At 68.1% G+C, this 26,115-nt stretch carries 31 protein-coding genes and 1 tRNA gene; 19 read left to right on the top strand and 13 right to left on the bottom strand.

Going from position 1 to position 26,115, the window contains the following annotated elements; genetic code table 11:
* Positions 1–46 precede the first annotated feature (46 nt).
* The 3 genes from C2U31_RS14640 to C2U31_RS14650 all read right to left on the bottom strand — a co-directional run bounded on the left by C2U31_RS14640 (position 47) and on the right by C2U31_RS14650 (position 3,678).
* Positions 47–1,192, bottom strand: a complete 1,146-nt coding sequence (locus tag C2U31_RS14640; RefSeq protein ID WP_103273425.1) for an aromatic ring-hydroxylating dioxygenase subunit alpha — start codon at positions 1,190–1,192, stop codon at positions 47–49.
* Positions 1,193–1,566: 374 nt separating this feature from the next.
* Complete coding sequence (locus C2U31_RS14645; protein ID WP_103273426.1) at positions 1,567–2,577, bottom strand: acyltransferase; 1,011 nt, start codon at positions 2,575–2,577, stop codon at positions 1,567–1,569.
* Positions 2,578–2,709: 132 nt separating this feature from the next.
* Positions 2,710–3,678, bottom strand: coding sequence for a tripartite tricarboxylate transporter substrate binding protein (locus C2U31_RS14650; RefSeq protein ID WP_103273427.1), 969 nt, complete (start codon positions 3,676–3,678; stop codon positions 2,710–2,712).
* Positions 3,679–3,870: 192 nt separating this feature from the next.
* Between C2U31_RS14650 and C2U31_RS14655 the strand changes: the two genes are divergently transcribed.
* The 12 genes from C2U31_RS14655 to C2U31_RS14710 all read left to right on the top strand — a co-directional run bounded on the left by C2U31_RS14655 (position 3,871) and on the right by C2U31_RS14710 (position 13,992).
* A complete protein-coding gene (locus tag C2U31_RS14655) occupies positions 3,871–4,722 on the top strand; it encodes an IclR family transcriptional regulator (protein ID WP_103273428.1) in 852 nt (283 codons plus the stop codon).
* 111 nt (positions 4,723–4,833) lie between these two features.
* Positions 4,834–5,100, top strand: a complete 267-nt coding sequence (locus tag C2U31_RS14660; protein WP_103273429.1) for an exodeoxyribonuclease VII small subunit — start codon at positions 4,834–4,836, stop codon at positions 5,098–5,100.
* Positions 5,101–5,107: 7 nt separating this feature from the next.
* The gene (locus C2U31_RS14665) at positions 5,108–6,019 is read left to right on the top strand and encodes a polyprenyl synthetase family protein (RefSeq protein WP_103273430.1); all 912 of its coding nucleotides are present in this window, start codon (positions 5,108–5,110) and stop codon (positions 6,017–6,019) included.
* A 66-nt stretch (positions 6,020–6,085) separates the two neighbouring features.
* A complete protein-coding gene (gene dxs / locus C2U31_RS14670) occupies positions 6,086–7,948 on the top strand; it encodes a 1-deoxy-D-xylulose-5-phosphate synthase (protein ID WP_103273431.1) in 1,863 nt (620 codons plus the stop codon).
* Between the two features lie 172 nt (positions 7,949–8,120).
* Positions 8,121–8,918, top strand: a complete 798-nt coding sequence (gene folE2 / locus C2U31_RS14675; protein ID WP_103273432.1) for a GTP cyclohydrolase FolE2 — start codon at positions 8,121–8,123, stop codon at positions 8,916–8,918.
* 7 nt (positions 8,919–8,925) lie between these two features.
* Positions 8,926–9,858: a DUF817 domain-containing protein gene (locus C2U31_RS14680; protein WP_103273433.1), complete on the top strand. Its 933-nt coding sequence runs from the start codon at positions 8,926–8,928 to the stop codon at positions 9,856–9,858.
* 182 nt (positions 9,859–10,040) lie between these two features.
* Positions 10,041–10,415, top strand: coding sequence for a 30S ribosomal protein S6 (gene rpsF, locus C2U31_RS14685; protein WP_063952835.1), 375 nt, complete (start codon positions 10,041–10,043; stop codon positions 10,413–10,415).
* A 49-nt stretch (positions 10,416–10,464) separates the two neighbouring features.
* Complete coding sequence (priB, locus tag C2U31_RS14690) at positions 10,465–10,788, top strand: primosomal replication protein N (protein WP_103273434.1); 324 nt, start codon at positions 10,465–10,467, stop codon at positions 10,786–10,788.
* Between the two features lie 95 nt (positions 10,789–10,883).
* Positions 10,884–11,156, top strand: coding sequence for a 30S ribosomal protein S18 (gene rpsR, locus C2U31_RS14695; protein WP_006218308.1), 273 nt, complete (start codon positions 10,884–10,886; stop codon positions 11,154–11,156).
* Between the two features lie 15 nt (positions 11,157–11,171).
* Complete coding sequence (gene rplI / locus C2U31_RS14700) at positions 11,172–11,624, top strand: 50S ribosomal protein L9 (RefSeq protein WP_103273435.1); 453 nt, start codon at positions 11,172–11,174, stop codon at positions 11,622–11,624.
* Between the two features lie 149 nt (positions 11,625–11,773).
* Positions 11,774–12,613: an RIO1 family regulatory kinase/ATPase gene (locus C2U31_RS14705; RefSeq protein WP_103273436.1), complete on the top strand. Its 840-nt coding sequence runs from the start codon at positions 11,774–11,776 to the stop codon at positions 12,611–12,613.
* Positions 12,610–13,992 (top strand): replicative DNA helicase, encoded by a 1,383-nt coding sequence (locus C2U31_RS14710; RefSeq protein WP_103273437.1) that lies wholly within the window; start codon positions 12,610–12,612, stop codon positions 13,990–13,992. The genes C2U31_RS14705 and C2U31_RS14710 overlap by 4 nt, the downstream gene beginning before the upstream one ends.
* An 81-nt stretch (positions 13,993–14,073) precedes the next feature.
* On the opposite strand, the gene C2U31_RS14715 is transcribed toward C2U31_RS14710, so the two are convergent.
* From C2U31_RS14715 to C2U31_RS14735, 5 genes are all read right to left on the bottom strand, one after another.
* The gene (locus tag C2U31_RS14715; protein ID WP_103273438.1) at positions 14,074–15,051 is read right to left on the bottom strand and encodes a bile acid:sodium symporter family protein; all 978 of its coding nucleotides are present in this window, start codon (positions 15,049–15,051) and stop codon (positions 14,074–14,076) included.
* A gap of 124 nt (positions 15,052–15,175) precedes the next feature.
* Positions 15,176–16,156: a 4-hydroxythreonine-4-phosphate dehydrogenase PdxA gene (gene pdxA, locus C2U31_RS14720; protein WP_103273439.1), complete on the bottom strand. Its 981-nt coding sequence runs from the start codon at positions 16,154–16,156 to the stop codon at positions 15,176–15,178.
* A 57-nt stretch (positions 16,157–16,213) separates the two neighbouring features.
* On the bottom strand, positions 16,214–16,534 hold the full coding sequence (locus C2U31_RS14725) for a hypothetical protein (protein ID WP_103273440.1): 321 nt from the start codon (positions 16,532–16,534) through the stop codon (positions 16,214–16,216).
* A 98-nt stretch (positions 16,535–16,632) separates the two neighbouring features.
* A complete protein-coding gene (locus C2U31_RS14730) occupies positions 16,633–17,091 on the bottom strand; it encodes an Lrp/AsnC family transcriptional regulator (protein WP_103273441.1) in 459 nt (152 codons plus the stop codon).
* A gap of 158 nt (positions 17,092–17,249) precedes the next feature.
* On the bottom strand, positions 17,250–17,864 hold the full coding sequence (locus tag C2U31_RS14735) for a hypothetical protein (protein ID WP_103276378.1): 615 nt from the start codon (positions 17,862–17,864) through the stop codon (positions 17,250–17,252).
* Positions 17,865–18,071: 207 nt separating this feature from the next.
* Here C2U31_RS14735 and C2U31_RS14740 point away from each other — a divergent pair, with 207 nt between their 5' ends.
* Together C2U31_RS14740 and C2U31_RS14745 are read left to right on the top strand one after the other, a co-directional pair.
* Positions 18,072–18,317 (top strand): hypothetical protein, encoded by a 246-nt coding sequence (locus tag C2U31_RS14740; protein ID WP_103273442.1) that lies wholly within the window; start codon positions 18,072–18,074, stop codon positions 18,315–18,317.
* Positions 18,318–18,541: 224 nt separating this feature from the next.
* A complete protein-coding gene (locus C2U31_RS14745) occupies positions 18,542–18,814 on the top strand; it encodes a hypothetical protein (protein WP_103273443.1) in 273 nt (90 codons plus the stop codon).
* 53 nt (positions 18,815–18,867) lie between these two features.
* On the opposite strand, the gene C2U31_RS14750 is transcribed toward C2U31_RS14745, so the two are convergent.
* The gene (locus tag C2U31_RS14750; RefSeq protein WP_103273444.1) at positions 18,868–19,431 is read right to left on the bottom strand and encodes a DedA family protein; all 564 of its coding nucleotides are present in this window, start codon (positions 19,429–19,431) and stop codon (positions 18,868–18,870) included.
* A 25-nt stretch (positions 19,432–19,456) separates the two neighbouring features.
* Positions 19,457–20,896: a PLP-dependent aminotransferase family protein gene (locus tag C2U31_RS14755; protein WP_103273445.1), complete on the bottom strand. Its 1,440-nt coding sequence runs from the start codon at positions 20,894–20,896 to the stop codon at positions 19,457–19,459.
* Between the two features lie 162 nt (positions 20,897–21,058).
* Between C2U31_RS14755 and C2U31_RS14760 the strand changes: the two genes are divergently transcribed.
* Positions 21,059–21,445 carry a hypothetical protein gene (locus tag C2U31_RS14760; RefSeq protein WP_158658380.1) on the top strand — a complete coding sequence of 129 codons (387 nt, stop codon included), beginning with the start codon at positions 21,059–21,061 and terminating at the stop codon, positions 21,443–21,445.
* 20 nt (positions 21,446–21,465) lie between these two features.
* Positions 21,466–21,542: transfer RNA gene (locus tag C2U31_RS14765), tRNA-Met, on the top strand.
* Positions 21,543–21,767: 225 nt separating this feature from the next.
* Here C2U31_RS14765 and C2U31_RS14770 read toward each other — a convergent pair.
* Entirely contained in the window at positions 21,768–22,871 is a 1,104-nt protein-coding gene (locus tag C2U31_RS14770) for an ankyrin repeat domain-containing protein (protein WP_199771007.1), read from the bottom strand.
* 216 nt (positions 22,872–23,087) lie between these two features.
* Between C2U31_RS14770 and C2U31_RS14775 the strand changes: the two genes are divergently transcribed.
* Together C2U31_RS14775 and C2U31_RS14780 are read left to right on the top strand one after the other, a co-directional pair.
* Positions 23,088–23,429 (top strand): hypothetical protein, encoded by a 342-nt coding sequence (locus C2U31_RS14775; protein WP_103273448.1) that lies wholly within the window; start codon positions 23,088–23,090, stop codon positions 23,427–23,429.
* 289 nt (positions 23,430–23,718) lie between these two features.
* On the top strand, positions 23,719–24,984 hold the full coding sequence (locus C2U31_RS14780; RefSeq protein WP_103273449.1) for a TIGR03862 family flavoprotein: 1,266 nt from the start codon (positions 23,719–23,721) through the stop codon (positions 24,982–24,984).
* A 4-nt stretch (positions 24,985–24,988) separates the two neighbouring features.
* Here C2U31_RS14780 and C2U31_RS14785 read toward each other — a convergent pair whose 3' ends face one another.
* Positions 24,989–25,390, bottom strand: a complete 402-nt coding sequence (locus C2U31_RS14785) for a hypothetical protein (RefSeq protein WP_103273450.1) — start codon at positions 25,388–25,390, stop codon at positions 24,989–24,991.
* A gap of 47 nt (positions 25,391–25,437) precedes the next feature.
* A complete protein-coding gene (locus C2U31_RS14790; RefSeq protein ID WP_103273451.1) occupies positions 25,438–25,797 on the bottom strand; it encodes a hypothetical protein in 360 nt (119 codons plus the stop codon).
* Positions 25,798–25,969: 172 nt separating this feature from the next.
* Between C2U31_RS14790 and C2U31_RS14795 the strand changes: the two genes are divergently transcribed.
* The gene (locus C2U31_RS14795; protein ID WP_103273452.1) at positions 25,970–26,101 is read left to right on the top strand and encodes an entericidin A/B family lipoprotein; all 132 of its coding nucleotides are present in this window, start codon (positions 25,970–25,972) and stop codon (positions 26,099–26,101) included.
* Positions 26,102–26,115 lie beyond the last annotated feature (14 nt).

The following is a 26,115-nucleotide window of genomic DNA, read 5'->3' on the forward strand; positions in this document are numbered from 1 at the left end:
GGCCCTTGTGCGTGAGGCGGCTCGGAAGCAGGCTTGGGGGCGGGCTTCAGGGCTCTCCCATGGTGCGCCGGTACCATTCATGGAAGTGCTGCATGCCGTCTTCCATGGGCGACTGGTACGGGCCGGTCTCGTTCACGCCGCGCAGCATCAGGGCCTTGCGGCCGGCGTCCATGCGCTCGGCGATCTCGTCGTCCTCGATCGCCGTTTCCATGTAGGCCGCGCGCTGCGCCTCGACGAACTCGCGCTCGAAGGCGGCGATTTCCTCGGGGTAGTAGAACTCGACCACGTTCACCGTTTCCTGCGGGCTCTTCGGGTACAGCGTGGACAGCACCAGCACGTGCGGATACAGCTCGATCATGTGGGTCGGGAAATACGTGACCCAGACCGCGCCGAAATCGGGCGCGTCGCCCTCGCGGAACGACAGCAGCCGGTCATGCCACTGCTTGTAGACCTCGGAACCCGGCTGGGCCAGCGCATTGTGCACGCCGACCTTCTGCAGGCTGTACCAATCGTTGAACTCCCAGGTCAGGTCGTCGCAGGTGACGAAGCGGCCCAGGCCCGGATGGAACGGGCCGACGTGGTAGTCCTCGAGGTAGACCTCGATGAAGGTTTTCCAGTTGTAGTTGCACTGGTGCACTTCCACATGGTCCAGCACGTAGTCGCCGAAGTCGAACTCCGGCCGCGCGAACAGCGGCGCCATGTCCGAGGCGGGATCGCGCGGGCCTTCGAACAGCAGGCCGTGGCAATCGCGCAGGCGGAACTTCTGCAGGTTCATGCAGGGCGTGGTGTCGAACTGAGGCGCGCCCAGCAGCTCGCCCTGGTTGTTGTAGGTCCAGCGGTGCAGGGGGCAGACGATGTTGCCCCCGGTGGCCTTCAGGCTGCCGTGCGTGTTGCAGTTGCCGGCCACGTTGCCGGTTTCTCCGCCAAGCATCAGCGCCTGACGGTGGCGGCAGACATTTGAGATGAGATCGACGCCTTGCTGGTTGCGAACCAGCACACGCCCTCCGTTTTCCTGGACCAGGGTACGCCAATCCCCCACTTCGGGCACCAGCTTCTGGTGGCCGACGTACTGCGAGGATTGCTTGAAAATGAGTTCTTGCTCGCGGGCAAAGAGGGCTTCGTCAAAATACGCGCTGACGGGTAGCTGGGTGCGAGCTGGCACGACATGTGCCATCCGACCGATGTCGGTCATGATTCCCTCCGCTCGGGTAAAAAAGCCAGGCGGGCTGAGCTTTGCCTGCAGCCCTGGCCGTATCCCACCTTGGGATCGCCCCGGGCCTCGCGGGTTCCCCCAAGGTGCCGGGGAAGCGGCGGATGCCGTCGTTGCTGCCGACGCTTACCGCCGATGTTTCCGCTATCAGGGTCCGCAATGTGCCCGTTCTGGCGCGAAGAAAAATCGGTGTCTGGCCGATCAAATAAGGCGTGAATTGTACCCCAACCCTTTTTCCCGCGCCCATGATGGCGCAAGGGACTTGGCGGGGCGAGACGGGGTTGCGCTTGACCTGGCGCAAACGGGCTCGTTCTGGGCACCTGGCGGCGGGCGTCGATCCATTCGGCCTACGCCTTTCAGACCAGCCTGCGGGTCGCGGGATGACGCCGCAACAGCCAGCTGCTCGCGGCCGACAGGGCGAACACGGCCGCCGTCAGCAAGGGCAGCGTCCAGGCCGTGCCGTGGCCGCCGCGCAGCAGACCCGCGCGCTGCGCCAGGTCCAGGAACACCGGATGGATCAGGTAGACGCCGAAGGTCAGCGGCGCCAGCCGCGCGAGCCGGGGCAGGCGCGGCGCGTCCACGATCAGCTGGAACGCGGCCAGCGACATGAACGGCACGGTCAGGCTGAAGTAGTCATAGAAGTAGGTGTTGAGCATCCGTGAGCTGGACAGCAGGTACACGCCCAGGGCCGTGGCGGCCACGCTGGCCGCCAGCATCAGGCCGGGGCGGGGAATGCGCAGCTCGCCCGCGTGGATCATGCGCCCGGCGACGAAATACCCCAGATAGGGCAGGAACCAGGTCAGGAAGAAGCCGGGCGGGGCGTCCAGCGCGCGGCGGTACAGCGCGTCCAGGATCGCCAGGCCAAGGATGCCCACGACCCACAGGGCGCGGGCCTGGCGCGAACTGCGCGCCGCCAGCGCGCGCACCAGCGGCGCGAACAGGTACAGGCCCACGATCATGTACAGGTACCACAGGTGATAGTAGGGCTCGCCATGGGCCAGCTTGCGCGGCCAGAAGGACAGGTCCAGCCGGCCGTCGTCGATCCAGTCCAGCGCCGTGCGCCAGAGCAGGTAGAACAGCGTCCAGAACAGCAGCGGCGCGCAGATCCGCGCCACGCGGCGGCTGTAGAAGCGGCGCGCGTCCTGCGGCCGTTCGGGGTCCAGCAGCAGGGCGCCGCTGATCATCACGAACACCGGCACGCACCAGCGGGCCGCCGAGTCGTACAGGTTGGCCGCCAGCCAGGCGCCGCTGCCGTAGGCTGCCGGGTCGCTGACCACGGTCGCGGCGCCATGCAGCATCACCACGGCCACGGCGGCCAGCCAGCGGGCGGCGTCCAGGCGGGCGTATCGATCGTCGGATTCGGGCATCGGGCTCCTTGCGCGGACAGGGAAAGGCGTCCGCTCGCGGGGCCGCGGCGCGGGCCGCAGCCTGCCTACACCCTAGCAGCCGGCGGCGCGCGCGTGCTGTATCGAGGCGTTAGCCCGCGCGTCAGGGTGTTCCTATTGCAGGGCGACGCCGGCCTGCTTGATGAGCTGCGAGACGATGGGCTGCTCGTTGCGGATCTGGGCCTGCAGCTCGGCGGGCGTGCCCGAGCGCGGATCGATGCCCATGCCGAGCAGGCGCTGCTTCACGGCATCGTCCGCCAGCGCGTCCGCCAGCGCCTTGCGCAGCCGTTCCAGCACCGGCTCGGGCGTGCCGCGCGGCGCCACGAAGCTGAACCAGGCCGTCATGTCGAAGCCCTGGTAGCCCTGCTCGGCCAGCGTGGGCAGCGCCGGTTCGGTCGCCAGCCGTCCGGGGCTGGTGATGGCGAAGACCTTGACCTTGCCGGCCGCGGCCTGCGGCATCCCGGTGGCGACCATGTCGAAGAACAGGTCCACGTCGCCGCTGATCAACGCGGGCAGCGCCTGGGTCGCGCCCTTGAACGGCACATGCAGGATGTCGATGCCGGCGCGCTGCTTGAACAGTTCGCCGGCCAGGTGCGACGAGGTGCCGGGGCCGAAGGTGGCGAAGGTCAGCTTGCCCGGGTTCTGCTTGGCGTAGTCGACCAGATCCCTGGTGCTGGCGAAGGGCCGCTTGGGGCTGGACAGCAGCACCAGCGGGCCGACGCCCACCATGCCGATCGGCGCGAAGCCGTCCGGGTCATAGGGCAGTTCCTTGTACAGGTAGCGGTTGGTGACCAGCGTCGAGTTGGTCGCCATCAATATGGTGTAGCCGTCAGGCGGCTCGCGCGACACGAAGGCCGCGCCGATGGAGGTGCCGGCGCCGGCCTTGTTCTCGACGATCATGGGCTGGCCCAGATCCTTGGCCATGCGTTCAGCCAGCACCCGGGTCAACACATCGGTGGCGCCGCCCGCCGGGAACGGCGAGACCACCTTGATCGGACGAGACGGATAGGTGTCGGCCTGCGCGCTCAGCGCGGCCGCGCCGAGCAGGGCGGCGGCAAGCAGTTTGATGCCAGTGCGAATCATGTTTTCCCCATGAAGTCAGTCGGACGGATCCTGGTCGCGAGACCGGGGCGGCGGCCGGACGCTCCGTGGGTCGGGGCGTTGCGGATGGCTTGCCAGATCTTTCGCGCCGTACTAAATTTCGCTTACTGAATTTCGATTAACGGAATTATGTTTTGTTATTCGAAATAAACTATAAAAACGAAGCGCACGAAAATGCAATCCTTTTCTGACCGCAAGCGCATCCCCCATCCTGCGTCCAAGCCCGACGAGAAACTCGCGCTCAGCCAGCCCGCGCGGCGCAAGCGCGCGGCCGTGACGGGCGAGGGCGGGGCCTCGCCGGACTTCATCACCGCGCTGGCGCGCGGGCTGGACGTGCTGCGCTGCTTCCGCCATGGCGTGAACGCGCTGGGCAACCTGGACCTGGCCCGCCTGACCGGCCTGCCCAAGCCCACCATCAGCCGCATCACCTACACGCTGACCGAGCTGGGCTATCTGCGCTATCACCCGGACACCGGCAAGTACTCGCCGGGCTACGGCGTGCTGGCGCTGGGCTACGGCCTGCTGGCGGGCCTGGAAGTGCGCGAGCTGGCCAAGGCCTCGATGACCGAGCTGGCCCGTCAGACCGGCGGCGCCGTGGCCCTGGGCGCCTTCGACGGCGACGCCATGACCTACGTCGAGGCCGTCCACGGCTCGTCCGCGCTGTATCTGCGCCTGCCGGTGGGCTACCGCGCCAGCCTGGACAGCGCCATGGGGCGCGCCTACCTCGCCAGCCTGCCGGAAGACGAATGCGCCGCGCTCGCGGCGCGCATGGGCGAGGCCGCCCCCGACGATGCCGTCATCTGCCGCGCGCGCGCCGAGCTGCGCGAGACCGGCTGCTGTTTCGCCATCGGCGAATGGCAGTCGGACATCAACGCGGTGGCGGTGCCGTTCGTCTCGCTCACGGGCGAGGGCGTGTTCGTGATGAGCTGTGGCGGTCCCGCCAGCCTGCTCAGCGAGGCCGAGCTGCGCGGGCGCGTAGCGCAATCGCTGGCCGATGCCGTGGAAGGGCTGGCCGGCGGCGCCTGAGGCGGGCGCGGCCGTCGCCGCGCGGGGCCGGCCCGCAAGCGCTGCGGCCGGCGGTGGGTATCTCGTACAATCCACGGATTGATCCACCCGATTGCGTTCCCGGAGGCCCTTTTGGCCAAACCTTCACAAGCCGATCCGCAGGTCGACGACCGCCCCTTGCCCCAGGATTTCGAAACGGCGCTGGCCGAGCTGGAGTCGCTGGTCGCGGCCATGGAAGACGGCTCGCTGCCGCTGGAGCAGTCGCTGGCGGCCTACCGCCGCGGCGTCGAGCTCACGCGCGTCTGCCAGGACCGCCTGGCGCAGGCCGAGCAGCAGGTGAAAGTGCTGGAGGGCGACTTGCTGCGCCCGCTGGATCCGGCGGCGCTGGACGACGAATAAGACTCGGATGAAGCAGACTCAACTCGCATTTCCGGAATGGCTGCAGGGCCGTGTCCGCCACGTCGAAGACGTCCTGGACGACCTGCTGCCCCCGGCCGACGCGCTGCCCGCGCGCCTGCACGAAGCCATGCGCTACGCCACGCTGGGCGGCGGCAAGCGCGTGCGCGCGGCGCTGGTCTACGCGGCCGGCCAGGCCTGCCCCGTCAGCGGCAGCGTGCTCGCCATCGAGGCCTCGCTGGACCGCGCGGCCGCGGCCGTGGAACTGATCCACGCCTATTCGCTGGTGCACGACGACCTGCCCTGCATGGACGACGACACGCTGCGCCGCGGCCGTCCCACCGCCCACGTGCAGTTCGACGAAGCCACCGCCATGCTGGCCGGCGACGCCCTGCAGCCGCTGGCGTTCGACCTGCTGGCGTCGATGCCGATCGCGCCCGCGCTGATCGTGCAGGCCACGCAGTCGCTGGCGCGCGCCGCCGGCAGCCAGGGCATGGCCGGCGGCCAGGCCATCGACCTGTTCAGCGTCGGCCGTGCGCTGTCGCGCGACGAACTGCAGACCATGCACAGCATGAAGACCGGCGCGATGGTGGCGTGCAGCGTGGCGCTGGGCGGCATCGTGGCCGGCGCCAGCTCGGCCTCGCGCCAGGCACTGGATGTGTACGCGCAGGCCATGGGCCTGGCCTTCCAGGTGGTGGACGACATCCTGGACGTGACGGCGGACAGCGCCAGCCTGGGCAAGACGCCGGGCAAGGACGCCGCCGAGAACAAGCCCACCTACGTGTCCCTGCTGGGCCTGGACGAGGCGCGCGCCTTCGCCGGGGAACTGCGCTCGACCGCGCTGGCGGCGCTGGAACCGCTGGGCGACGCGGGCTTGCGCCTGGCCCAGCTGGCCGATTTCATCGTACTTCGGGATCGCTGATCCCTGACATGCCCGGCCTGGCTGCAGGCCGGGGCAACGAACCGCAACAACAGCATGACGACAGGCATGACGACAGAACTTCTGGACAGCATCCAATCCCCGGCCGACCTCAGGCGCCTGGACCGCCGCGAGCTGAAACGGCTGGCCGAGGAGCTGCGCGGATTCGTGCTGGAATCGGTCTCCAAGACCGGCGGGCACCTGTCGTCCAACCTGGGCACGGTGGAACTGACGCTGGCCCTGCATCAGGTATTCGACACGCCGCATGACCGCATCGTCTGGGACGTGGGCCATCAGTCCTATCCGCACAAGATCCTGACCGGCCGCCGCGCCGGCATGGCCAAGCTGCGCCAGCTGGGCGGCATCTCCGGCTTTCCCAAGCGCAGCGAATCGGAATACGACGCCTTCGGCACCGCGCACTCGTCCACCTCGATCTCGGCCGCCCTGGGCATGGCGGTGGCCTCGCGCAACGCCGGCGTGCAGCGCCAGCACATCGCCGTGATCGGCGACGGCGCGATGTCCGCCGGCATGGCGTTCGAGGCCATGAACAACGCCGGCGTCACGCCCAATATCAACCTGCTGGTGATCCTGAACGACAACGACATGTCGATCTCGCCGCCGGTGGGGGCGTTGAACCGCTATTTCGCGCGGCTGATGTCGGGCCGCTTCTACGCCGCCGCCAAGAACGTCGGCCGCGCCGTGCTGCAGCACGTGCCGCCGGTGCTGGAACTGGCACGCCGCTTCGAGGAGCACGCCAAGGGCATGGTCACGCCGGCCACGCTGTTCGAGGAATTCGGCTTCAACTACGTAGGCCCGATCGACGGCCACGACCTGGACGCGCTGGTGCCCACGCTGCAGAACCTGAAGGCGCTGCAAGGCCTGCAGTTCCTGCACGTCGTCACCAAGAAAGGACAGGGCTACAAGCTGGCCGAGGCCGATCCCGTGCTGTACCACGGTCCCGGCAAGTTCGATCCGGCCGTCGGCATCCAGCAGGCCAAGGGTCCGGGCAAGCGCAGCTTCACCCAGGTCTTCGGCCAGTGGCTGTGCGACACGGCCGAGGCCGATTCGCGCCTGGTCGCGATCACGCCCGCCATGCGCGAGGGCAGCGGCCTGGTCGAGTTCGAGCAGCGTTTCCCGCAGCGCTACTTCGACGTGGGCATCGCCGAGCAGCACGCCGTGACCTTCGCCGCCGGCATCGCCTGCGAGGGACAGAAGCCGGTGGTCGCCATCTATTCCACCTTCCTGCAGCGCGGCTACGACCAACTGATCCACGACGTGGCGCTGCAGAACCTGGACGTCACCTTCGCGCTGGACCGCGCCGGCCTGGTGGGCGCGGACGGCGCCACGCACGCGGGCAACTACGACATCGCCTTCCTGCGCTGCATTCCCAACATGGTGGTGGCCACGCCGTCCGACGAGGCCGAGGCGCGGCTGCTGCTGTCCACCTGTTATCAGCATCCCGGCCCGGCCTCGGTGCGCTACCCGCGCGGCGCCGGCCGTGGCGCGGCCGAGGCGCCCGGCCTGGAAACGGTCGAGCTGGGCCGCGGCGTGGTGCGGCGCGAGGGCCGCAAGATCGCCATCCTGGGCTTCGGCACGCTGCTGCCGGCCGGGCAGGCCGCGGCCGAGGCGCTGGACGCCACGGTGGCCGACATGCGCTTCGTCAAGCCGATCGACCGCGAACTGATCCTGGACCTGGCCAGCCGCCACGACGCCCTGGTCACGCTGGAAGAGGCCTGCATCATGGGCGGCGCCGGCAGCGCCGTGCTGGAAGTGCTGAGCGCGGCTGGTGTGCAGATCCCGGTGTTGCAGCTGGGCCTGCCCGACGAGTTCATCGACCACGGCGAACAATCCGCCCTGCTGGCCGGCGTCGGCCTGGACGCTTCTGGCATCGAGCAGTCGATCCGCACCCGGTTTTCCAGCCTGCTGGGCTGAGGCCGGAGGGGTTGTGCGGCCGGCTGGAACAGTCTGTTCCGGCCCCGCCAACCTATAAAGAGAAGGGTTTTCCCGGGCGCTTGCCGGTGTATGGGCGATAATGGCTCCCTTCCAAAAGACTCCTGGGCCGGGCACGGCAGCGCCGCCCCGCCTCCCAGACAGGTAAGCCGAAATGAATTCTCCGATTGATCCCGCCATCGTGATGCCCGATGTCCAGAGTTCCACGGACACGCGTCACATCCCGATCCAGCGCGTCGGCATCCGCGGCGTGCGCCATCCCATGCTGGTCGAAAGCGCCGACGGTTCGCCCCAGGGCACCGTGGCCAACTGGACCCTCACGGTCGCCCTGCCGCCCGAGGAGAAGGGCACCCACATGTCGCGCTTCGTGGCCCTGCTGGAAAAATACCGCAGCACGCCCATGACGCCCAAGCTGTTCCGCCAGATGGCGGCCGACATGTTGCCGCTGCTGCACGCCGAACGCGGCGACATCACCGCGGCCTTCCCGTACTTCATCAACAAGTCCGCCCCCATCTCGGGCGTGCAAAGCCTGCTGGACTACGAAGTGCAGTGGATCGCGCGCGCCCAGGGCGACAGCGTTGAATTCGAACTGATCGTGCAGGTGCCGGTCACCAGCCTCTGTCCCTGCTCGAAGGCCATCTCCGAGTACGGCGCGCACAACCAGCGCTCGCACGTCACGGTCTCGGCCATCCTGGGTTCGGACATCAGCATGGACGGCGTCATCCGCCTGATCGAGGATGAAGGCTCCTGCGAGCTGTGGGGCCTGCTCAAGCGCCCGGACGAGAAGTACGTCACCGAACGCGCCTACGACAATCCCAAGTTCGTCGAGGACCTGGTGCGCGACGTGGCCGCCCGCCTGAACGCGCACCCCGGCATCGCCCGCTACCGCGTCGAGGCCGAGAACTTCGAATCCATCCACAACCACTCGGCCTACGCCGTGGTCGAAGGCTGATTCCTCCATGACGCATCCGGCGGCCTCCGACTGGCCGCTCATCGCAGGATTGCAGCAATGGGAAGCGCGGCTGGCCGGGAAACTGGCCGGCCGCGGCCGTTTTGGCGTCGCGCTCTACGAATTCTTGCGCTTCGGCGCGAAGCAGGCCTGGGCCTGCCTGTTCGGCGGCCTGATGTGCGCGCTGCTGCTGGGTACGCACTGGTGGTATCCCAAGGACGCGCTGCTGGCGCGTTACGACTTCCTGACGCTGGCCGCGCTGGGCATCCAGGCCGCGCTGTTGCTGCTGCGCATGGAGACCTGGGCCGAGGCCAAGGTGATCCTGATGTTCCATGCGGTCGGCACCGTCATGGAGATCTTCAAGACCTCGGCCGGCTCCTGGATCTATCCCGAGGCCAATCTGCTGCGCATCGGCGGCGTGCCGCTGTTCACCGGCTTCATGTACGCGGCGGTGGGCAGCTACCTGGCGCGGGTCTGGCGGCTGTTCGATTTCCGCTTCCGCGCCCACCCGCCGCTGGCGGCCACGCTGGCACTGTCGGCGCTGATCTACGCGAATTTCTTCGCGCACCATTTCATCGCCGACTTCCGCCTGCTGCTGTTCGCGCTGACGGCGCTCCTGTTCGGCCGCGCCTGGGTCTATTTCCGCATCTGGCGCGAGTACCGCCGCATGCCGCTGCTGCTGGGCTTCGTGCTGGTGGCCTTGTTCATCTGGTTCGCCGAGAACATCGGCACCTTCGCCAACGCCTGGCGCTATCCCAACCAGTCCGGCGGCTGGGAAATGGTGTCCATCGCCAAGCTGGGCTCCTGGTTCCTGCTGATGATCATCAGCTATGTGATGGTCAGCGTGGTGAACCGCCCCGAGGACATCTCGGCCGCCCCTGTTGCCGAAATGCCGCGCGAGGGCGGGGAATCGGGCGGATCTGGCGCGTCCCTTATTTCTTGAGCCGGTCTGGCTTGCGTCTGACAGGCCAATAGGCGATAATCGAGAGCTTTCTTGCTCGACCGCTCATGTTTTTTGAGCAGCGGGCTGCCCCTTGCAAGCTTGGCGTTTCACTTTCAAGCGCGTTGAAAAGCGCGCTGAATGGCGAAGCCGGGCGAGCAGGACATCCTCAAGGAGTTTTACTCATGCGTCACTACGAAGTGGTGTTTATCGTTCACCCCGACCAAAGCGAGCAAGTGCCCGCCATGGTCGAGCGTTACCAAGCGCTGGTCACGGGCCAAGGCGGCTCGATCCATCGCCTGGAAGACTGGGGCCGCCGTCAACTGGCCTACCCGATCCAGAAGCTCGTCAAGGCTCACTACGTCTGCCTGAACATCGAGTGCGGCCAAGCCACGCTTGATGAGCTGGAGCACTCGTTCCGCTACAACGACGCCGTGCTGCGCCACCTGGTCATCAAGACCAAGAAGGCCCAGACCACCCCCTCGATCATGATGAAGTCGGTCGAGCGCGAGGAAGCCCGCAAGGCGTCGGCTGAAGCCGCTGCCGCCCAGGCTGAGTAAGCAGGGCTAGCGCGACCGCACCCGCGCAAGTCCGACTGGCACTGGCAGGATGAATAGACTGGAACTCAGCGCCCGCGTTCTCGAATGCGAGCCTTTGCGCCACACTCCCGCTGGATTGCCCGCGCTGGAATTGCTGCTGGCGCACGAGTCCGAAGTGATCGAGGCTGGCCTTCCGCGCCGCGTCGAACTCACGCTTCAGGCCGTTGCGCTGGGCGACCTGGCACTGATGCTCAAGGGCATCGCGCTGGGCACCGAACTGCAGGTAGTGGGCTTTCTGGCCCCGACCCGCAAGGATTCGGTGAAGGTCAAGCTGCATTTGCAGCAGGCGCGCAAGACCGGCGGCAGTGCAGGGCACGATCCGCTGGTGGCATGACGGGACAGGAACGGGGCGCATAGCGCCTTCTGACAAACGGATAGGTTATGGGGCCGACGGCATGGCCAGGCCCCTCAAACATAGAGGTACACATCATGGCTTTCTTCGGAAAACGCAAGGAAAAACGCAAGTTCACGCAGCAGAACCCGCTGTTCAAGCGTCGCAAGTTCTGCCGCTTCACCGCCGCCGGCGTCGAAGAGATCGATTACAAGGATCTGGACACCCTGCGCGACTTCGTGCAAGAAAACGGCAAGATCATCCCGGCTCGTCTGACCGGCACCAAGGCTATCTACCAGCGTCAGCTGGACACCGCCATCAAGCGCGCGCGCTTCCTGGCTCTGTTGCCTTACACCGACAACCACAACTAATCCGGGGCACTGAAAATGCAAGTCATTCTGCTCGAAAAAGTCGTCAACCTGGGTAACCTGGGCGAAGTCGTGCGCGTGCGCGACGGCTATGCCCGCAACTTCCTGATCCCCCAGAAGAAGGCCCGTCGTGCCACCGACGCCGCCCTGAAGGAATTCGAAGCCCGCCGCGCTGAACTGGAAAAGCTGCAAGCCGAGAAGCTGGCCGCTGCCCAAGCCCTGGGCGAGCGCCTGAACGGCTACCAGCTGAAGATCGTCCAGAAGGCTGGCGTCGACGGCCGCCTGTTCGGTTCCGTGACCAACGGCGACATCGCCGAAGGTCTGAAGAAGGCTGACTTCGCGGTCGAAAAGGCCCAGGTCCGCCTGCCCAACGGCCACCTGAAGGCCATCGGCGAGTACCCGATCCAGGTCGCTCTGCACGCCGACGTCGTGTCCGACGTGACCGTTCTGGTCGAGGGCGACCTGTCCTGATTCCAGGACGGCTTCGCTGAAAAAAAGCCGGCCCGCGCGCCGGCTTTTTTTCTTTTTGCATTTGCATCAAAGCGTGTAGCCTGTCGGGCTTTGGCCGCAGACCGCGCGCATTCCGGCGTTCCCGCCCGCCGTTCCATCTCGAGGATCCATTGACACAGCCGCCCGTTCACCACAACGCGCCGCCCGGCCTGCGCGCCTGGCTAGACAGCGTGGACGCGTCGCGCGAGCCCTCGGTGCGGGAAGTGACCATAGATGGCGTGCGCTGTGTCATCAAGCGGCGTCGGCCCAGCCTGGGCGGCGGCCTGTCATATGCGCTGCGCTACGCGCGCGCCCTGTTCCTGGGCCTGGGCTGCAAGCTGTTCCTGGGCGAGTTTCCCCGCCCCGGCGTGGTGCTTCGGAACGGCCTCGAGCACGAGGCCGAACGGCTGTCGGCGCTGTTGCAGGCCGGCTGCCGCGTGCCGGAAGTCTGGTGGCGGGAGCGGGGCCTGCTGGTGCTGGAATACGTGGGCGAAGACCTGGCGGACCTGATCCGCAACGAGGATTCCACCACGCGCCTGTGGCTGGCTCGCGCCGCCGCGGCGGATCTGGCGGCCTTTCACGCGCGCGGGCTGTGGCACGGCGGCGCGCAGATCCGCAACATTACGCTGCGCGAAGGCGAGCTGTGGCGCATCGACTTCGAAGAGAACATCGGTTCGGCCCTGTCGCGTCCGCTGACCCAGGCTTATGATCTGTTCCAGATGCTGGCCTCGATCACGTCGCTGCGCACGCTGCCCGATGACGTGGGCCGCTCGCTCGGTAAACTGGCGCTGGACGTCTATTTCGAGCATCACCCCGACGCCGAAGTCAAAAAATGCCTGAGGCGGCTGGCGCGCGTGTTGCGCGTCATCGCCGCGCCGCTGCGCCCGCTGCTGGGCCGGCTGCCGTCGCGCGACGTGCAGGGCTTTTTCCGCGTCGCGGATATCTTGCAGCCTTTACTTTTGAAGCCATGACCAATCCTGCCGATTCCCAGCTCGAATACCTGCGCGTTCCCCCCCATTCCATCGAGGCGGAGCAGTCGGTGCTGGGCGGCCTGTTGCTGGACAACAGCGCCTGGGACCGCATCGCCGACGTCCTGATCGAGGAAGACTTCTACCGCCACGACCACCGTCTCATCTGGCATCACATCGCGCGCCTGATCGGCCTGGCCCGTCCGGCCGACGTGATCACGGTGAACGAGTCGCTGGTCAGCGCCGGCAAGGCCGAGGACGCGGGCGGGCTGGCCTACCTGAACGCCCTGGCGCACAACACGCCGTCGGCCGCGAACATCCGCCGCTACGGTGAGATCGTGCGCGAGCGCGCCATGCTGCGCAAGCTGGTGTCGATCGCCGACGAGATCTCGTCGGCGGCCATGAACCCGCAGGGCAAGGAAGCGCGCCAGCTGCTGGACGAAGCCGAATCCAAGGTCTTCCAGATCGCGCAGGAAGGGGCGCGCGGCGCGGCCGGCTTCCAGGAAATCCAGCCGCTGCTGACGCAGGTGGTCGAGCGCATCGACGAGCTCTATCACCGCGAAGGCAGTTCCGACGTGACCGGCGTGCCCACGGGCTTCACCGATCTGGACAAGATGACGTCCGGCATGCAGGGCGGCGACCTGATCATCGTCGCGGGCCGTCCCTCGATGGGCAAGACCTCGTTCTCGATGAACATCGGCGAGCACGTCGCCATCGAGCAGGGCCTGCCCGTGGCGGTGTTCTCCATGGAAATGGGCGCGGTGCAGCTGGCCATGCGTATGCTGGGTTCGGTCGGCCTGCTGGACCAGCACCGCATGCGTACCGGCAAGCTGATCGCCGAGGACTGGCCGCGCGTGACCCACGCGGTGCAGCTGATGCAGGACGCGCAGGTCTACATCGACGAATCGCCCGCGCTCAGCCCCATGGAAGTGCGCGCCCGCGCGCGGCGCCTGGCGCGCCAGTGCGGCCAGCTCGGTCTGATCATCATCGACTACCTGCAGCTGATGTCGGGCAACGGTTCGGGCGAGAACCGGGCCACCGAAGTGTCGGAAATCAGCCGTTCGCTCAAGGGCCTGGCCAAGGAGCTGAACTGCCCGCTGATCGCGCTGTCGCAGCTGAACCGCAGCCTGGAACAACGCCCCAACAAGCGCCCCGTGATGAGCGATCTGCGCGAATCGGGCGCCATCGAACAGGACGCCGACGTGATCCTGTTCATCTACCGCGACGAGGTCTACAACCCCGATTCGCCGGACAAGGGCACGGCCGAGATCATCATCGGCAAGCAGCGTAACGGTCCCATCGGCACCGTGCGCCTGACCTTCCAGGGCTCCAGCACGCGCTTCCTGAACTTCTCCGGCGCGCAGCCGAAGGATATGTACTGAACGCCTTGCGTCAGATCCAGCGCGCCCAAACGAAAAACCACGCCGCGGCGTGGTTTTTTCATTCCAGGGACCGCGCTCCCGTCAGGCCGGGGTGTCAGGCCGCTTGCCGTAGCGCGCGGCCAGCACGCCGCAGACCATCAGCTGGATCTGGTGGAACAGCATCAGCGGCAGCACGATGGCGCCCACCGCATGGCCCGCGAACAGCACCTGGGCCATCGGGATGCCGCTGGCCAGGCTTTTCTTGGAGCCGCAGAAGAGCAGGGTGATGCGGTCTTCGATGTTGAAGCCCAGCGCCTTGCCGGCCAGCGTCGACAGGCCCAGCGCCAGCGCCAGGATCAGCGCGCAGGCCGCCACCAGCCCGGCCAGCGCCGGCAGCGGCGTGCTGCTCCACAGGCCTTCGTTGATGGCTTCGGAGAAGGCGGTGTACACCACCAGCAGGATCGAGCCCTGGTCCACGAACTTCAGCATGGCCTTGCGCCGGTGCACCCAGGCGCCGATCCAGCGGCGCGCGAACTGGCCCAGCACGAAGGGCAGCAGCAGTTGCAGCATGATCTTGAGCACGGCGTCGAACGAGATCGGCGCGCTGCCGGCGTTGGCCACCACCGTGCCCACCAGCAGCGGCGTGAGGAAGATGCCGAGCAGGCTCGATGCCGACGCGCTGCACACGGCCGCCGGCACGTTGCCGCGCGCCATGGATGTGAACGCGATCGCCGATTGCACCGTGGCGGGCAGGCAGCACAGGAACAGGATGCCCAGGTACAGCTCGGGCGTGACCAGCGGCTCCAACACCGGCTTGAGCGCCAGGCCCAGCAGCGGAAACATCAGGAACGTGGCCGAGAAGATGGTCAGGTGCAGCTTCCAGTGCGTCAGCCCGGCGATGACGGCCTCGCGCGACAGGCGCGCGCCATGCAGGAAGAACAGCAGGCCGACCGCGATATTGGTGATCCAGCCGAACACGGCCACGCCCTTGCCGTGCGCGGGCACGATGCTGGCGATGATGACGGTGCAGATCAGGTAGAGGGTGAAGCGGTCGGGCAGGAGGCGTGCGAGGCGTTGCATGGGGACGTGACGGGGGAAAAAGGCCGGCGGCCACAGGGGCCGCCGCGAGGTCCGTATTGTAGTCCCGCAAGGCGGGGTGTCGCCGGCGCCGACCCCGCCGGTGTCCACGGGGCGAGGCGCGCCGCTATGGCGTCATCGCCAGCGCCAGGTCGAATGCGGCGACCAGCGAGGCGTGGTCGGCCACGCCCTTGCCGGCGATGTCGAATGCCGTGCCATGGTCCACGCTGGTGCGCACGAAGGGCAGGCCCACCGTGACGTTGACGCCATGGTCCAGGCCCAGGTACTTCACGGGGATCAGGCCCTGGTCGTGGTATTGCGCCACCACGATGTCGAACTCGCCGCGCCGCGCGCGCATGAAGATGGTGTCGCCCGGCCAGGGACCGCTGGCATTGATGCCCTCGGCGCGGGCCTGGGCGATGGCGGGCTCGATGACCTCGATTTCCTCGCGGCCGAACTTGCCGCCTTCGCCGGCGTGCGGATTCAGGCCCGCGACCGCCACGCGCGGCCGCGCGATGCCCATCTGGCGACAGGCCCGGTCGGCCAGGCGCAGCGCGCTCAGCTCGGCCTGCGGCGTGATGCGCGCGATGACGTCGGCCAGCGCCACGTGGATGGTCACCAGCAGCACGCGCAGCTCGTCATTGGCGAGCATCATGGCGAAGTCCGTCGTGCCGGAGCGTTCGGCCAGGATCTCGGTATGGCCGGGATAGTCGATGCCGGCCAGGTGCATGGAATGCTTGTTCAGCGGCGCGGTGACGATGGCGCGGATGGCGCCCGCCTGGGCGTCGTCGATGGCGGCGCAGACGTAGTCGTAGGCGCCGCGTCCGGCCAGGGCGCTGAGTTGCCCCGGCGGCAGGTCGGCGGGCAGGGCGGGACCGCGGCCGATGACCTCGATCAGGCCGGCGCGCAGGCTGGCCTGGGCGGGCGTGGCGATCTCGACCACGTCCAGGCGCGCGCCCAGCGTGGCGGCCGCGCGGCGCAGCGCGCCGGCGTCGCCGTACACCACATGCGGCGCGCGCAGGCCCTGCGCACAGGCTTGGACGACGATTTCAGGGCCGATGCCGGCGGCATCGCCCATGGTGATGCCCACGGGCAGCTTGGTGTTCACGATATGCGTAGGGAAAGGCTTGCTTGGGCAAATGCTACACCCGGGAGCGCCGGCGGCTTACTGCTGCGTCTTCCCGTTGCCGTTGTCCTTGGGCTCGACGGCGGTGCATTCGAAGGTCACGGTCGCGCGTTTGGGCGTCAGGCCGGTGGCGCTGTTGGATGTGATCTTGGGCTTGACCAGCTTGCTGTTGATCGACTGGCAGTATTCATCGGCGCGCTGCAGGGTCTGGTTCTTCAGCTCGACCCAGGTCAGCCAGCGCGCGCCCGCGCTGTTGGTGACGCTGTAGGTGTGCTTGTCGACCTGCGTCACTTCGCTCATGCCCGCGCAGGCGGACAGCAGAACGAGCAGGGCGGCGGCGGGAGCAAGGCGTGCGAGCATGGGGATGGAATGTCCGGTTGGGAGTGTTTCCCAGATTACAACACGGCGCGGGCCGCGCCGCGCGGCGTCCGGCGCGGCCAATGACCGCGCCGATGGCCTCAGGGCGCGGCCACGGCGCTGCGGCGGTCGACCTTGCGGCTCAGCACGATGGACGTCTGCGTCTGCTTGACGCCGTCGATCAGGCCGATGCGGTCCAGCAGCGCGTCGAGCTGTTCATGCGTTTCGCAGCGCAGGAAGATCAGGTAGTCGTAGGGGCCGCTGACCGAGGATACTTCCTCGACCTCGGGCATGCGCTCCAGCTCGCGGATCACGGCGGCGGGCGTCTTGGGCAGGACGCTGATGAAGCAGTAGGCTCGCACCGCGGCTTCTTCGAGCAGGCGGCCCAGCCGCACGCCGTATCCCGCGACCACATGCTCGCGTTCCAGCCGCGCGATGCGTGCCACCACGGTGGTGCGGGCCAGCCCGAGCTTGCGCGCGAGGATCGCGGCGGGTTCGCGCGCGTTGGCCTGCAGCAGGCTGAGCAGTTGCCGGTCTATGGCGTCGAGTCGTTCGTTCATGCGCGGAAACGTCGCTGGCGGCCGGCCGGTGCCGGGCGGAGTGACGAACTTACAGGGCGGGCCGGCGCGCGTCAATGCGCCTGGCGCGGCGGCGATCCCGATCGTCCGGGCGCGTCCGGGCGGGCCCAGGCGCGCGACGCTGCCTCGGCCCGCCCGGTTCAGCCATCCGACTCCGGCGGGATGCCGCCCTGGTAGATGCGACCGCCGAATTCGAAGCGGGTGATGGTCTTGCGCGCGGCATCGAAGATGCGATCGCGCGCCGCTTCGCCGGTCGTGGGATCGTCGGCCAGCGTGAAGCGGCACAGGTCGATGCCGCTGTCGTAGTAGGCCCGGCGCACCAGGCCGCTGACGCCGGCCTCGTGGGCGAAGTGCGCGAACTCGCGCAGCTGCTCCATTTCGTGGAAGGCGCCGCCGCCGCTGACCAGCAGCATGCCGAACTTGTGCTCCTCGGCGGCCTCGGGCGGCGCGGGATCGCCGGATGCCGGGGCGCTGGCGGGCGCGGGATCGTCGTAGTCGAAGCGAGCGCCGGCCTCGCGCATCGCCGCCAGCACGCGCCGCCACTGGGCTTCGTCCAGCACCTGGCGCGCCATCATGTAGAACAGCCGCTGGCGACCCAGGGCGCGCGGCTCGGGGCCGCCGATGTAGCTGCGCCAGGGGACGGCCGCGTCCAGTCCGGCCAGTTCGGCCATTTGCGCGTCGCCATGGCCCAGCCTGTCCTGCAGGCGCCGCAGCGCCTGGGCATCCGGGGGAAGATAGTTCTGGATCGTCTTCATGCGCGCCTCCATGCCTGGTGTGCTGTCCCGCAGGATGAATTTCGTCATGCGGACGTACGGGACAGCACACTAGCCTTGCGGCCGCTGCGGGCCCGGCCGCGCCGTGTTCATGCTAGCGCGGCATCGCGGCCTTGCCCAGGGGGCCGGCCGGCGCCGGGCGCCGTGCTAGGATTTGCGCCGACCCCAATACCGCCAGGAGCAAGCGCCATGGATATCCAGGAACAAATCGCCGTCATCGTCCACACCATTTCCCACCAGGGCGGACGCATCGATGCCTTGAACGCGACGCTGCTGTCGATGCTGCATCTGGCCAAGTCCTCGCCCGGTCTGCGCGAGGCCATCGAGGCGCAGCTGGAGCAGAACTATTCCAGTCTGCTGGCCCGTTCCGAGAACCCGCAGTACGTGGCCGGGTTCGAGAGCGTGCGCGACCAGATCGTGGCCGCGCTCAAGTGATGGCGCGGCGCGCCGGATCCACGGCCGCTGTCCCTGGCCCGGCCCTGCCGCAGCCACGCGGCATAGTTACCCACATCTTTTGTGGACAAGCCTTGGGATAGTGCGGGTACAGCCTGGAAAAACCCTTTCATTACAAGCGCTTGACCGCACTGCTCAACAATGGCGTCGGCCGGGCGCCAGAGGGAGCCGCCATGCGGGCCTCAAGCCGGGTAATATGCGCCCCCATGCGGAATCAGTATCGATTGGAAACACCGGGCCGGGCGTCCTACGCCAGGATCTCGGAAGCGGCAAAGCTGGCGGCGTTCGACCCCGGCAAACTCTCTCCCGAGGCGCGCCAGAGCTGGGAGCGCCTGGGGCATGACTTCAAGGCCTGGCATGACTTCGACCAGCGCCATCCCATCCTGCGCCGCCTGGCGCTGCTGCCGTTGATCGGCGGCTGGTATCGCAAGGCCCGCCGCCGCCATGTGCTGCGGGTCGGCGGCAGGTTGCTGGTGTGAGGGGGCGCGCCTGAGTCGCCCTGGACGGTCAAGGCACGGCGCCTTCCGCTTCATCAGCGGCGGCGTTTCGCCAGCCAGCGATGGACCAGCCACACCACCGCCGCCACGGCCAGCGCGGCCGCGAGCTTGGTTTCGACGCCATGCAGCCGCCCCAGCAGCGACTCGATGGTCTGTCCGAACAGATAGCCCAGCAGGCTGAAGCACACGGCCCAGATGGCCGCCGCCACCACGTTGAGCACCAGGAAGCGCGGCGCCGGCACGTTCGACACGCCCAGCGCGATCGGTCCCACCGTGCGCAGCCCGTACAGGAAGCGCAGGCTGAGGATGAAGCCGTCGGGATGCCGGTCCACCGCCGCCAGCGCCTTGGCGAAGGCCGGCTTGGCGCGCAGCCGCAGCACCAGCCTGTGATCGCGCCAGCGCCGGCCCAGGTAGAACAGCGCCTGATCGGCGATCAGCGAGCCGGCGAAGGCGCACAGCATCACGCCCGGCAGGCGCAGCAGGTGCTGGTGCGCCAGGAATCCGGCGAACACCACCACGCTCTCGCCTTCGAGCAGCGTGCCGCCCAGGACCGCCCACAGGCCGTAGTTGGCGATGAACTCGTGCAGCGCAGGGCTCATGGCGAGGGCCTCCCAGGGGCGCGCGTCACGCCCGCCCCGCTTCGACGATGCGCGCCAGCGTCAGCAGGGCGCGGTCGATCTCGGGCGTGTGGCGCTGGCCGCAGCTGATGCGCAGGAAGTGTTCGTAGCGGCCGCTGTTGGAGAACATCGCTCCCGGCGCCACGCGTATGCCCTGACGCAATGCCTCCTCGAACACGCGCATGCCGGAACGGCCGCCGGGCATCTCGACCCACAGCAGCATGCCGCCGCGCGGCATGCTCAGGCGCGTGCCAGGCGGAAAGTGCGAGGCGATGAGTTCGGCGCTGCGGTCACGTTGCGTTTTCAGTTCGCGCCGCAGCCGGATCAGGTGCCGGTCATAGGCGCGCGATCCCAGGTAGTCGGCCACGGCGATCTGCGCCAGCGGTTCGTTGGGACGGCTTTGCGCGAATTTCAGCATGGCGATGCGCGCCTTCCAGCGCCCGCCCAGCAGCCAGCCCAGCCGCATGCCCGGCGCCAGCGTCTTGTGCAGGGACGCGCAATAGATCACGTTGCCGGTAGGGTCCCAGGACTTGGCCGCGGGCAGCGGCGCGTCATCGTCGGTCAGCGCGCCATAGGTGTCATCCTCGATCAGCGGCACCTGCTGGCGTTCGCACAGCGCCACCAGCCGGGCTTTTTCCGCGTCCGGCATCACGCAGCCCAGCGGATTCTGGAAGTTCGGCACGACCACCACGGCGCGGATGTTGCCGTGGGTCTGGAAGGCCAGGTCCAGCGCCTCGATCGACAGGCCATGCTGCGGGCTGGTGGGGATTTCCAGCGCGCGCATGCCCAGGCTTTCCAGGATCTGCAGCAGGCCGAAGTAGCAGGGCGATTCCACCGCGATCGTGTCGCCCGGCCGCGCGACCGCGCGCAGCGCCAGGTTCAGCGCCTCGATGCAGCCATGCGTGACGATGACATCATCGGCGCTGGCGTTGATGCCGTTGGCCAGCGCGCGGCGGGCCAGCACCGCGCGCAGTTCGGGATGCCCCTGCGGCGGCACCGGACTGACCAGCATCTGTGGCGATTGCCGCAGGGCGCGGATCATCGCCTGCTTCAGCTCTTCCATGGGGTAGGCCTCGGGCACGGCCGCCGCCAGCGCGAAGTTGGCGCTGACAGGATGGGCCTCGCATTTGGCGATGAAGTCAGAGACGCGGTCGTGGATGCCCACGTACTGGGCGGCGCCCAGCGCCTGCCGGATGTCCGGCTCGGCCACCGGCGGTATGCCGTTGCGCCGGGGCTTGAGCACGAAATAGCCGGAACGCGGCCGCGCCTCGATCAGGCCGTCGTCTTCCAGCAGGCGGCAGGCCTGCAGCGCCGTGGACAGGCTGACATGGTGGGTGCGGACCAGGGTGCGGACCGAGGGCATGCGCTGGTCCGGCGCAAGCACGCCGTTCTGGATGGCGCGCCGGTAGTGATTGGCCAGGCGGAGATAGAGCGGTTGCGATTCCATGCGCCGATCATGCTCCCCGTGTGTGGATGGCGGCTAGGCACAGATGCAGCCAAAGTACACCATAACAGCAAGGAAATCGAGCTTCTGCATCGGTACAGAAAGCCGGGATGTGTGGCTGTTGCGCATAGCAGGGCCGGCGTAGCCTGTCAGCATCGACAGGAGATGATCATGAACCCCAATTCCCCGCCCGGGCCGCACACGACGCGCCTGGATCTGGCCAGCGGCGCCTCGCGGACATTCCTGCTGCGGGCCGGCGCCAACATCGTCTGCCTGAGCGGCAGCCTGCTCATCGATGCGCCGCGCCTGGCCGAAAACGGCGCGCCGTGCCCGCCGCTGCGCCTGAATGCGGGCGAGGCGCAGGGCGTGGGGCACGGCGGCGTGTTGCGCATCACCGCCATCGGCGCCGCCCAACTGGTATGCCTGAATCCGCCGGGCTGGATGGCCCGTCTGGGGCATTTGCTGCGGGGTGGGCTGGCGCTGCTGACGGGCGTCGCGGCGCGTCAAAAAACCGGGGGCGGAGTCGATGCGCTGCACAACATTTCAAAATGATGTATGATTCACACATCAGACGCGGGGTGGAGCAGTCTGGCAGCTCGTCGGGCTCATAACCCGAAGGTCGTAGGTTCAAATCCTGCCCCCGCAACCAGTTTCAGCAGCGTCGCCATTTGACGGCCGCGCGATAAAAAGCCCCGAATGCGCAAGCGTAGGGGCTTTTTGCTATCCGCGTTCCGGCCATGGCAGGCTTGTCCTTCGCGTCGTCCCGGGCGGAACCGGTCCGCGCAGGCTCATGCCGCCGGGCGATGATCAAGCAATGCCCGCGCGCAGGCGCTCGGCTTAGGCTCATCGCCTGGATGAGCCGCTTGCGTTGCCGTCATTCCGAGTACTCGCCGTCGGCGACGCGATTCATGTGCAGGGCCGGCTCCGCCATGAAATCCTGGAACGTGGCGATATCGCCGTACTCCTCGTGTTCGATATCCCAGTAGCCGATGCGCTGGGTCTTGGGATTCCAGACCAGTAGGGTGTCGGAATAGTCGCCGGACGAGCGGCTCAGGCGCAGCACCTTCTTGCGGCCGGCCTGCATCGGCACCGTGTCCGTTAGCGCGAAGAACTCCACGAAACCGAAATCGCAGTCCGGCAGTTCGATGCGTCGCTGCGCGCCTTGCAGGAAATCGAGCAGGTCCGGCGGCAGCTTGTAGGGCTTGAGTTCATGCAGCCGGTTGGCCAGGCTGTGCAATTCCGGGGGTTCCAGCGATTTGAAGTACGCCGCCAGCGCCGCGTCGTCCTGCTCGACCGCGACGGTATAGGGGCGGTCGCCGTCGCGATTGCTCAGCGATACGTCCGCGCCATGCTCCACCAGCAGGCGGCACAGGTTCAGGTCGCGATTGCGGGCGGCCACCAGCAGGGGCGTCGCGCTATCGGAGAACACCTGGTCGCGGGCGCCGAAATTGATGTCCACGCCATGCGCGAGAAAGAAATCCACCGCCTGCCGGTTGCGATTGAATACCGCCGAGCGGAAGGCTTCCCCGCCATGCATGGCCACGGTGTGCCCGAGCGCCTCGATGACCGGCAGGTGCTTGAGCTTCTTTCCGTACAGCGCCTGCTGGTAGGCGTCGCCGCCGACCTTGCGCCGGGCGTGGATGTCGGCGCCGTGGGCCGCCAGATACCGCATCAGGTCCGGCGTGCCGTAGCGGGCGGCCAGCGGAAACGCGGGCGCGTCCGCGCGGTTCAGGTCGGCGCCGCGCTCGACCAGCCAGTGCACGGACGCGGTGGCATGGGCGGCCAGCGCCAGCATGAGCGGGGGTTCCTTGGTGTGCGGGCCCAGCACGATGGCGGTCTCGATATCGCAGCCTTCGGCCAGGGCGCTGTCCAGCGCGGCGACGTCGCCCGCCAGCAGCGCCGCCACGAACGGCGGCACGGTCTCGAAATTGCCGATGTCGGCGATCTTCACCATCAGGCGGAACTCCAGTCGTGTCATGGGCGCGCGCCGGCATGGCGGCGCGCGCCGCGCAGGGCGCGCGGGTAGCGGGCCATCCTAGCACGCGCGTCGCGGGTCCCCGGCTGCCTCGCCGCTTGCGCCAGGTCAAGCGCAAGCGTGGTCCGGAGTTTCCCCGATACCTTGCGGGCGCACGGCGGGGCGGTGCTGAGCTACCATGGTCTCAGCCTGCGGCTTGGCCGCGAACAAGGAGGGTGCATGGGTACTGCAAAATACGATCATCCCGGTTATGTCGCCGACACGGGCGATGCAGGCAAGTATCACGTGGGCATCTGGTGCCCGCACGGCTATCCCGCCCATATTCATATCGGCAGGCCGGCCGATGGCGGCGACCCCCTGGCGCTGCTGCGCCTGCGCATACCGGACGGCGTGTTCCAGTCGCTGGCCGACGATCCCGAGACGCTGTGCAGGCGGGCGCTCGGACAGGCGCTGGGCGCGGGCCTGCTGCGCACCGTGGCGGTGGACGGCGACTACCAGGAGATCCGTTTCGAACTCGACGCCGAGCCCTGGGGCGGCCCCATGCAGGCGGCGCGGGCCTGACGAGTTGCCCACAGCGGTTGTGGAAAAGCCTTGGGATAGCCGCTGTGCATGTGTAAATAGTGACGTAATAACAAGGGCTTGGCGCCGGCGCTCAATAAGTGTCCGATCCGGCGCCCGGTCCCTGTTCACCACCCCCATGCGACAATCGCAGCCGCCGCGCCGCCCGCGGCGCTTTTTTTTGTTTTTCCCACGCCATGATTCCGCCACGTTGCTCCGTATTTCCGTGCCTGTTCCGCCATGACTGCTCGCGGGCGTTCGTCGCTCGCGACGGACGCGCGGGGGCGGGACGATGAGCGTGGTGACGGGCGACGCCAGGCCCGGGCGCGTGGCCGTGATCGGCGGCGGTCCTGCCGGCCTGATGGCGGCCGAGGGTCTGGCCGCCCGGGGCTACAGCGTGGATGTGTATGACGCCATGCCGTCGGTCGGCCGGAAGTTCCTGATGGCGGGCCGGGGCGGATTGAACCTGACGCACAGCGAGCCGGCCGGGCCGTTCCTGGCCCGCTATGGCGATCGCGCCGCGCAGGTCGCGCCATGGCTGGCGCGGATGGATGCCGCCGCCTTGCGCGACTGGGCGCATGGCCTGGGCGTGCGCACCTTCGTCGGCACGTCGGGCCGCGTGTTCCCCGAGGAAATGAAGGCCGCGCCCCTGCTGCGCGCCTGGCTGGCGCGGCTGCGCGCGGCCGGCCTGCGCTTTCACATGCGGCACCGCTGGCTGGGCTGGCCCGAGGATGCGGCGGGCGGCGCCGCGGATCTGCGTTTCGATACGCCCGAGGGCGAGCGTCGCGCCTCGGCCGATGCCGTCGTGCTGGCCCTGGGCGGCGGCAGCTGGGCCCGCCTCGGTTCGGATGGCGCCTGGGCGCCGGGCCTGCGTGCGCGCGGCGTTGCCGTGGCGCCGTTGCGGCCGGCCAATTGCGGGTTCGACGTGGACTGGTCGGAACATTTCCGCGAGCGCTACGCGGGCCAGCCGGTCAAGCCGGTGTCCATGCGCTGCGGCGATGACGCGAAGGCGCGGCAGGGCGAGTTCGTGGTCACGCGCAGCGGCATCGAGGGCAGCCTGGTCTATGCGCTGTCGGCGGCGTTGCGCGATCGCCTGCAGGCCGATGGCCGCGCGACCGCGGTGCTGGATCTGCTGCCAGACTGGCCGCAGGAAAAAGTGATGGCGGCGGTGACGCATCCGCGCGGCTCGCGTTCGCTGTCCAGCCATTTGCAGAGCCGGCTGGGCCTGACCGGCGTGAAGGCGGGCTTGCTGCGCGAATGCGCGGGCGAGCAGGCGCTGCGCGATCCCGCCCTGCTGGGCGTGCGCATCAAGGCGCTGCCGGTGCCGTTGCAGCGCGCGCGTCCGATCGACGAGGCGATCAGCACGGCGGGGGGCGTGAGCTTCGATGCGCTGACGCCGGGCCTGATGCTGCGCGCCATGCCCGGCGTGTTCTGCGTTGGCGAAATGCTGGATTGGGAGGCGCCCACCGGCGGCTATCTGCTGACTGCCTGCATGGCGGGCGGGCTGGCGGTGGCGGATGGCGTGGCGGCCTACCTGGGCGCGCCACGCGGGGATTGAGGCTTCAGGAACTGGTGAGGATGGACGGACTCGCCGGCGCGGCGCGCGGGGCCAGGTCGCTGACCACCTGGCCGACCACGGGCGGCGCGCCGTCCTGGGCCAGGATGCCGATGACCCGGGTAACCGAACTGGCTTCCACGCGGGAACCCTGGCCCGGATCCTGAACCAGCTGCCAGATCACCGCGTCCGCGGCCTCGATGTCGGTCAGGCTGGCGTTGGATTCGTCCAGGCAGCCACGGGTGAATGCGGACCAGTCGGCCGCGCTGCAAGGCAGCCCGTGCGCCGTGGCCAGGCGCGCCAGCGCCAGCGGCGCGTCGCGCTGGCTCGCGGCCTGCTGGGCGGCGGCGCCCAGCGACACGTCCAGCGACAGCTGGCGCAGAAATTCCACGACGTTATCCGTATTCATCTTGCGGTCTCCCTCTCAAGCTGTTCAGGTTGGCGGGCGTGGTGGTGTCAGCTGGGCTTGCCGCCCAGCATCGACACCAGCGATTGCTTCAGGCGCGGCGAAAAAATAGGCACGGTGTGGGACACGCCGCTGCGGTCCACGCCTTCTTTCAGTTCGACGGACTGCCCCTGGAACACTTCCGGCGCGCGGGCGATGTCGTTGTAGCGCGCGAGCAGCGCGTCCACCTGGGACTGGGCGTCCGCCAGCGTGCTGCACGAAGCCAGTTTGCCGGCCGCGTGTTCCTGCAGGATGCGATGCAGGTCGTCGATGAAAAGGGCCAGCGCCGCCGGACCCCGGCAGCCAGGCTGTTCCCAGCCCCAGCTTTTCGGGGCCGTAGCGCCGGCCGTCGATGCGTATGTCTTGGTCATTCGTGCATCCTAATGCATTGCCGTGAAATGCGCGACAAGGGCAAGCGAGCGTCGGCCGGGGGCGCTTCGGCCGGGGGCGGCGAGCCCGCTTTCGCGGGCGGATGGCCGATGCTCAAGACGCGGGCTTTGCGGTATGCTGGGCTCGGTTTTTAAGCCAGGAAAGGAGAACTCCATGAAGAACAAAGTCTTTCTCGTCATGCTGCTTTCGATCGCCGCGCTTTCGGCGGGCTGCAATACCGTCGCGGGCGCGGGCAAGGATATACAGCGCGGCGGAGAAAAGATCGAGGACGCCGCCAAGAAGTAGGCTGCCTCGCCAGC

Origin of the sequence: Achromobacter sp. AONIH1 (assembly GCF_002902905.1) — a bacterium.
GTDB lineage: Bacteria > Pseudomonadota > Gammaproteobacteria > Burkholderiales > Burkholderiaceae_B > Achromobacter.

Bases quoted from the DNA above. Each gene is read 5' to 3' on its own strand.
- C2U31_RS14640 (WP_103273425.1), bottom strand. From the start codon at position 1,192: ATGACCGACATCGGTCGGATGGCACATGTCGTGCCAGCTCGCACCCAG.
- C2U31_RS14645 (WP_103273426.1), bottom strand. From the start codon at position 2,577: ATGCCCGAATCCGACGATCGATACGCCCGCCTGGACGCCGCCCGCTGG.
- C2U31_RS14650 (WP_103273427.1), bottom strand. From the start codon at position 3,678: ATGATTCGCACTGGCATCAAACTGCTTGCCGCCGCCCTGCTCGGCGCG.
- C2U31_RS14655 (WP_103273428.1), top strand. From the start codon at position 3,871: ATGCAATCCTTTTCTGACCGCAAGCGCATCCCCCATCCTGCGTCCAAG.
- C2U31_RS14665 (WP_103273430.1), top strand. From the start codon at position 5,108: ATGAAGCAGACTCAACTCGCATTTCCGGAATGGCTGCAGGGCCGTGTC.
- dxs (WP_103273431.1), top strand. From the start codon at position 6,086: ATGACGACAGAACTTCTGGACAGCATCCAATCCCCGGCCGACCTCAGG.
- folE2 (WP_103273432.1), top strand. From the start codon at position 8,121: ATGAATTCTCCGATTGATCCCGCCATCGTGATGCCCGATGTCCAGAGT.
- C2U31_RS14680 (WP_103273433.1), top strand. From the start codon at position 8,926: ATGACGCATCCGGCGGCCTCCGACTGGCCGCTCATCGCAGGATTGCAG.
- rpsF (WP_063952835.1), top strand. From the start codon at position 10,041: ATGCGTCACTACGAAGTGGTGTTTATCGTTCACCCCGACCAAAGCGAG.
- priB (WP_103273434.1), top strand. From the start codon at position 10,465: ATGAATAGACTGGAACTCAGCGCCCGCGTTCTCGAATGCGAGCCTTTG.
- rpsR (WP_006218308.1), top strand. From the start codon at position 10,884: ATGGCTTTCTTCGGAAAACGCAAGGAAAAACGCAAGTTCACGCAGCAG.
- rplI (WP_103273435.1), top strand. From the start codon at position 11,172: ATGCAAGTCATTCTGCTCGAAAAAGTCGTCAACCTGGGTAACCTGGGC.
- C2U31_RS14710 (WP_103273437.1), top strand. From the start codon at position 12,610: ATGACCAATCCTGCCGATTCCCAGCTCGAATACCTGCGCGTTCCCCCC.
- C2U31_RS14715 (WP_103273438.1), bottom strand. From the start codon at position 15,051: ATGCAACGCCTCGCACGCCTCCTGCCCGACCGCTTCACCCTCTACCTG.
- C2U31_RS14725 (WP_103273440.1), bottom strand. From the start codon at position 16,534: ATGCTCGCACGCCTTGCTCCCGCCGCCGCCCTGCTCGTTCTGCTGTCC.
- C2U31_RS14730 (WP_103273441.1), bottom strand. From the start codon at position 17,091: ATGAACGAACGACTCGACGCCATAGACCGGCAACTGCTCAGCCTGCTG.
- C2U31_RS14735 (WP_103276378.1), bottom strand. From the start codon at position 17,864: ATGAAGACGATCCAGAACTATCTTCCCCCGGATGCCCAGGCGCTGCGG.
- C2U31_RS14740 (WP_103273442.1), top strand. From the start codon at position 18,072: ATGGATATCCAGGAACAAATCGCCGTCATCGTCCACACCATTTCCCAC.
- C2U31_RS14745 (WP_103273443.1), top strand. From the start codon at position 18,542: ATGCGGAATCAGTATCGATTGGAAACACCGGGCCGGGCGTCCTACGCC.
- C2U31_RS14750 (WP_103273444.1), bottom strand. From the start codon at position 19,431: ATGAGCCCTGCGCTGCACGAGTTCATCGCCAACTACGGCCTGTGGGCG.
- C2U31_RS14755 (WP_103273445.1), bottom strand. From the start codon at position 20,896: ATGGAATCGCAACCGCTCTATCTCCGCCTGGCCAATCACTACCGGCGC.
- C2U31_RS14760 (WP_158658380.1), top strand. From the start codon at position 21,059: ATGATCATGAACCCCAATTCCCCGCCCGGGCCGCACACGACGCGCCTG.
- C2U31_RS14770 (WP_199771007.1), bottom strand. From the start codon at position 22,871: ATGACACGACTGGAGTTCCGCCTGATGGTGAAGATCGCCGACATCGGC.
- C2U31_RS14775 (WP_103273448.1), top strand. From the start codon at position 23,088: ATGGGTACTGCAAAATACGATCATCCCGGTTATGTCGCCGACACGGGC.
- C2U31_RS14780 (WP_103273449.1), top strand. From the start codon at position 23,719: ATGAGCGTGGTGACGGGCGACGCCAGGCCCGGGCGCGTGGCCGTGATC.
- C2U31_RS14785 (WP_103273450.1), bottom strand. From the start codon at position 25,390: ATGAATACGGATAACGTCGTGGAATTTCTGCGCCAGCTGTCGCTGGAC.
- C2U31_RS14790 (WP_103273451.1), bottom strand. From the start codon at position 25,797: ATGACCAAGACATACGCATCGACGGCCGGCGCTACGGCCCCGAAAAGC.
- C2U31_RS14795 (WP_103273452.1), top strand. From the start codon at position 25,970: ATGAAGAACAAAGTCTTTCTCGTCATGCTGCTTTCGATCGCCGCGCTT.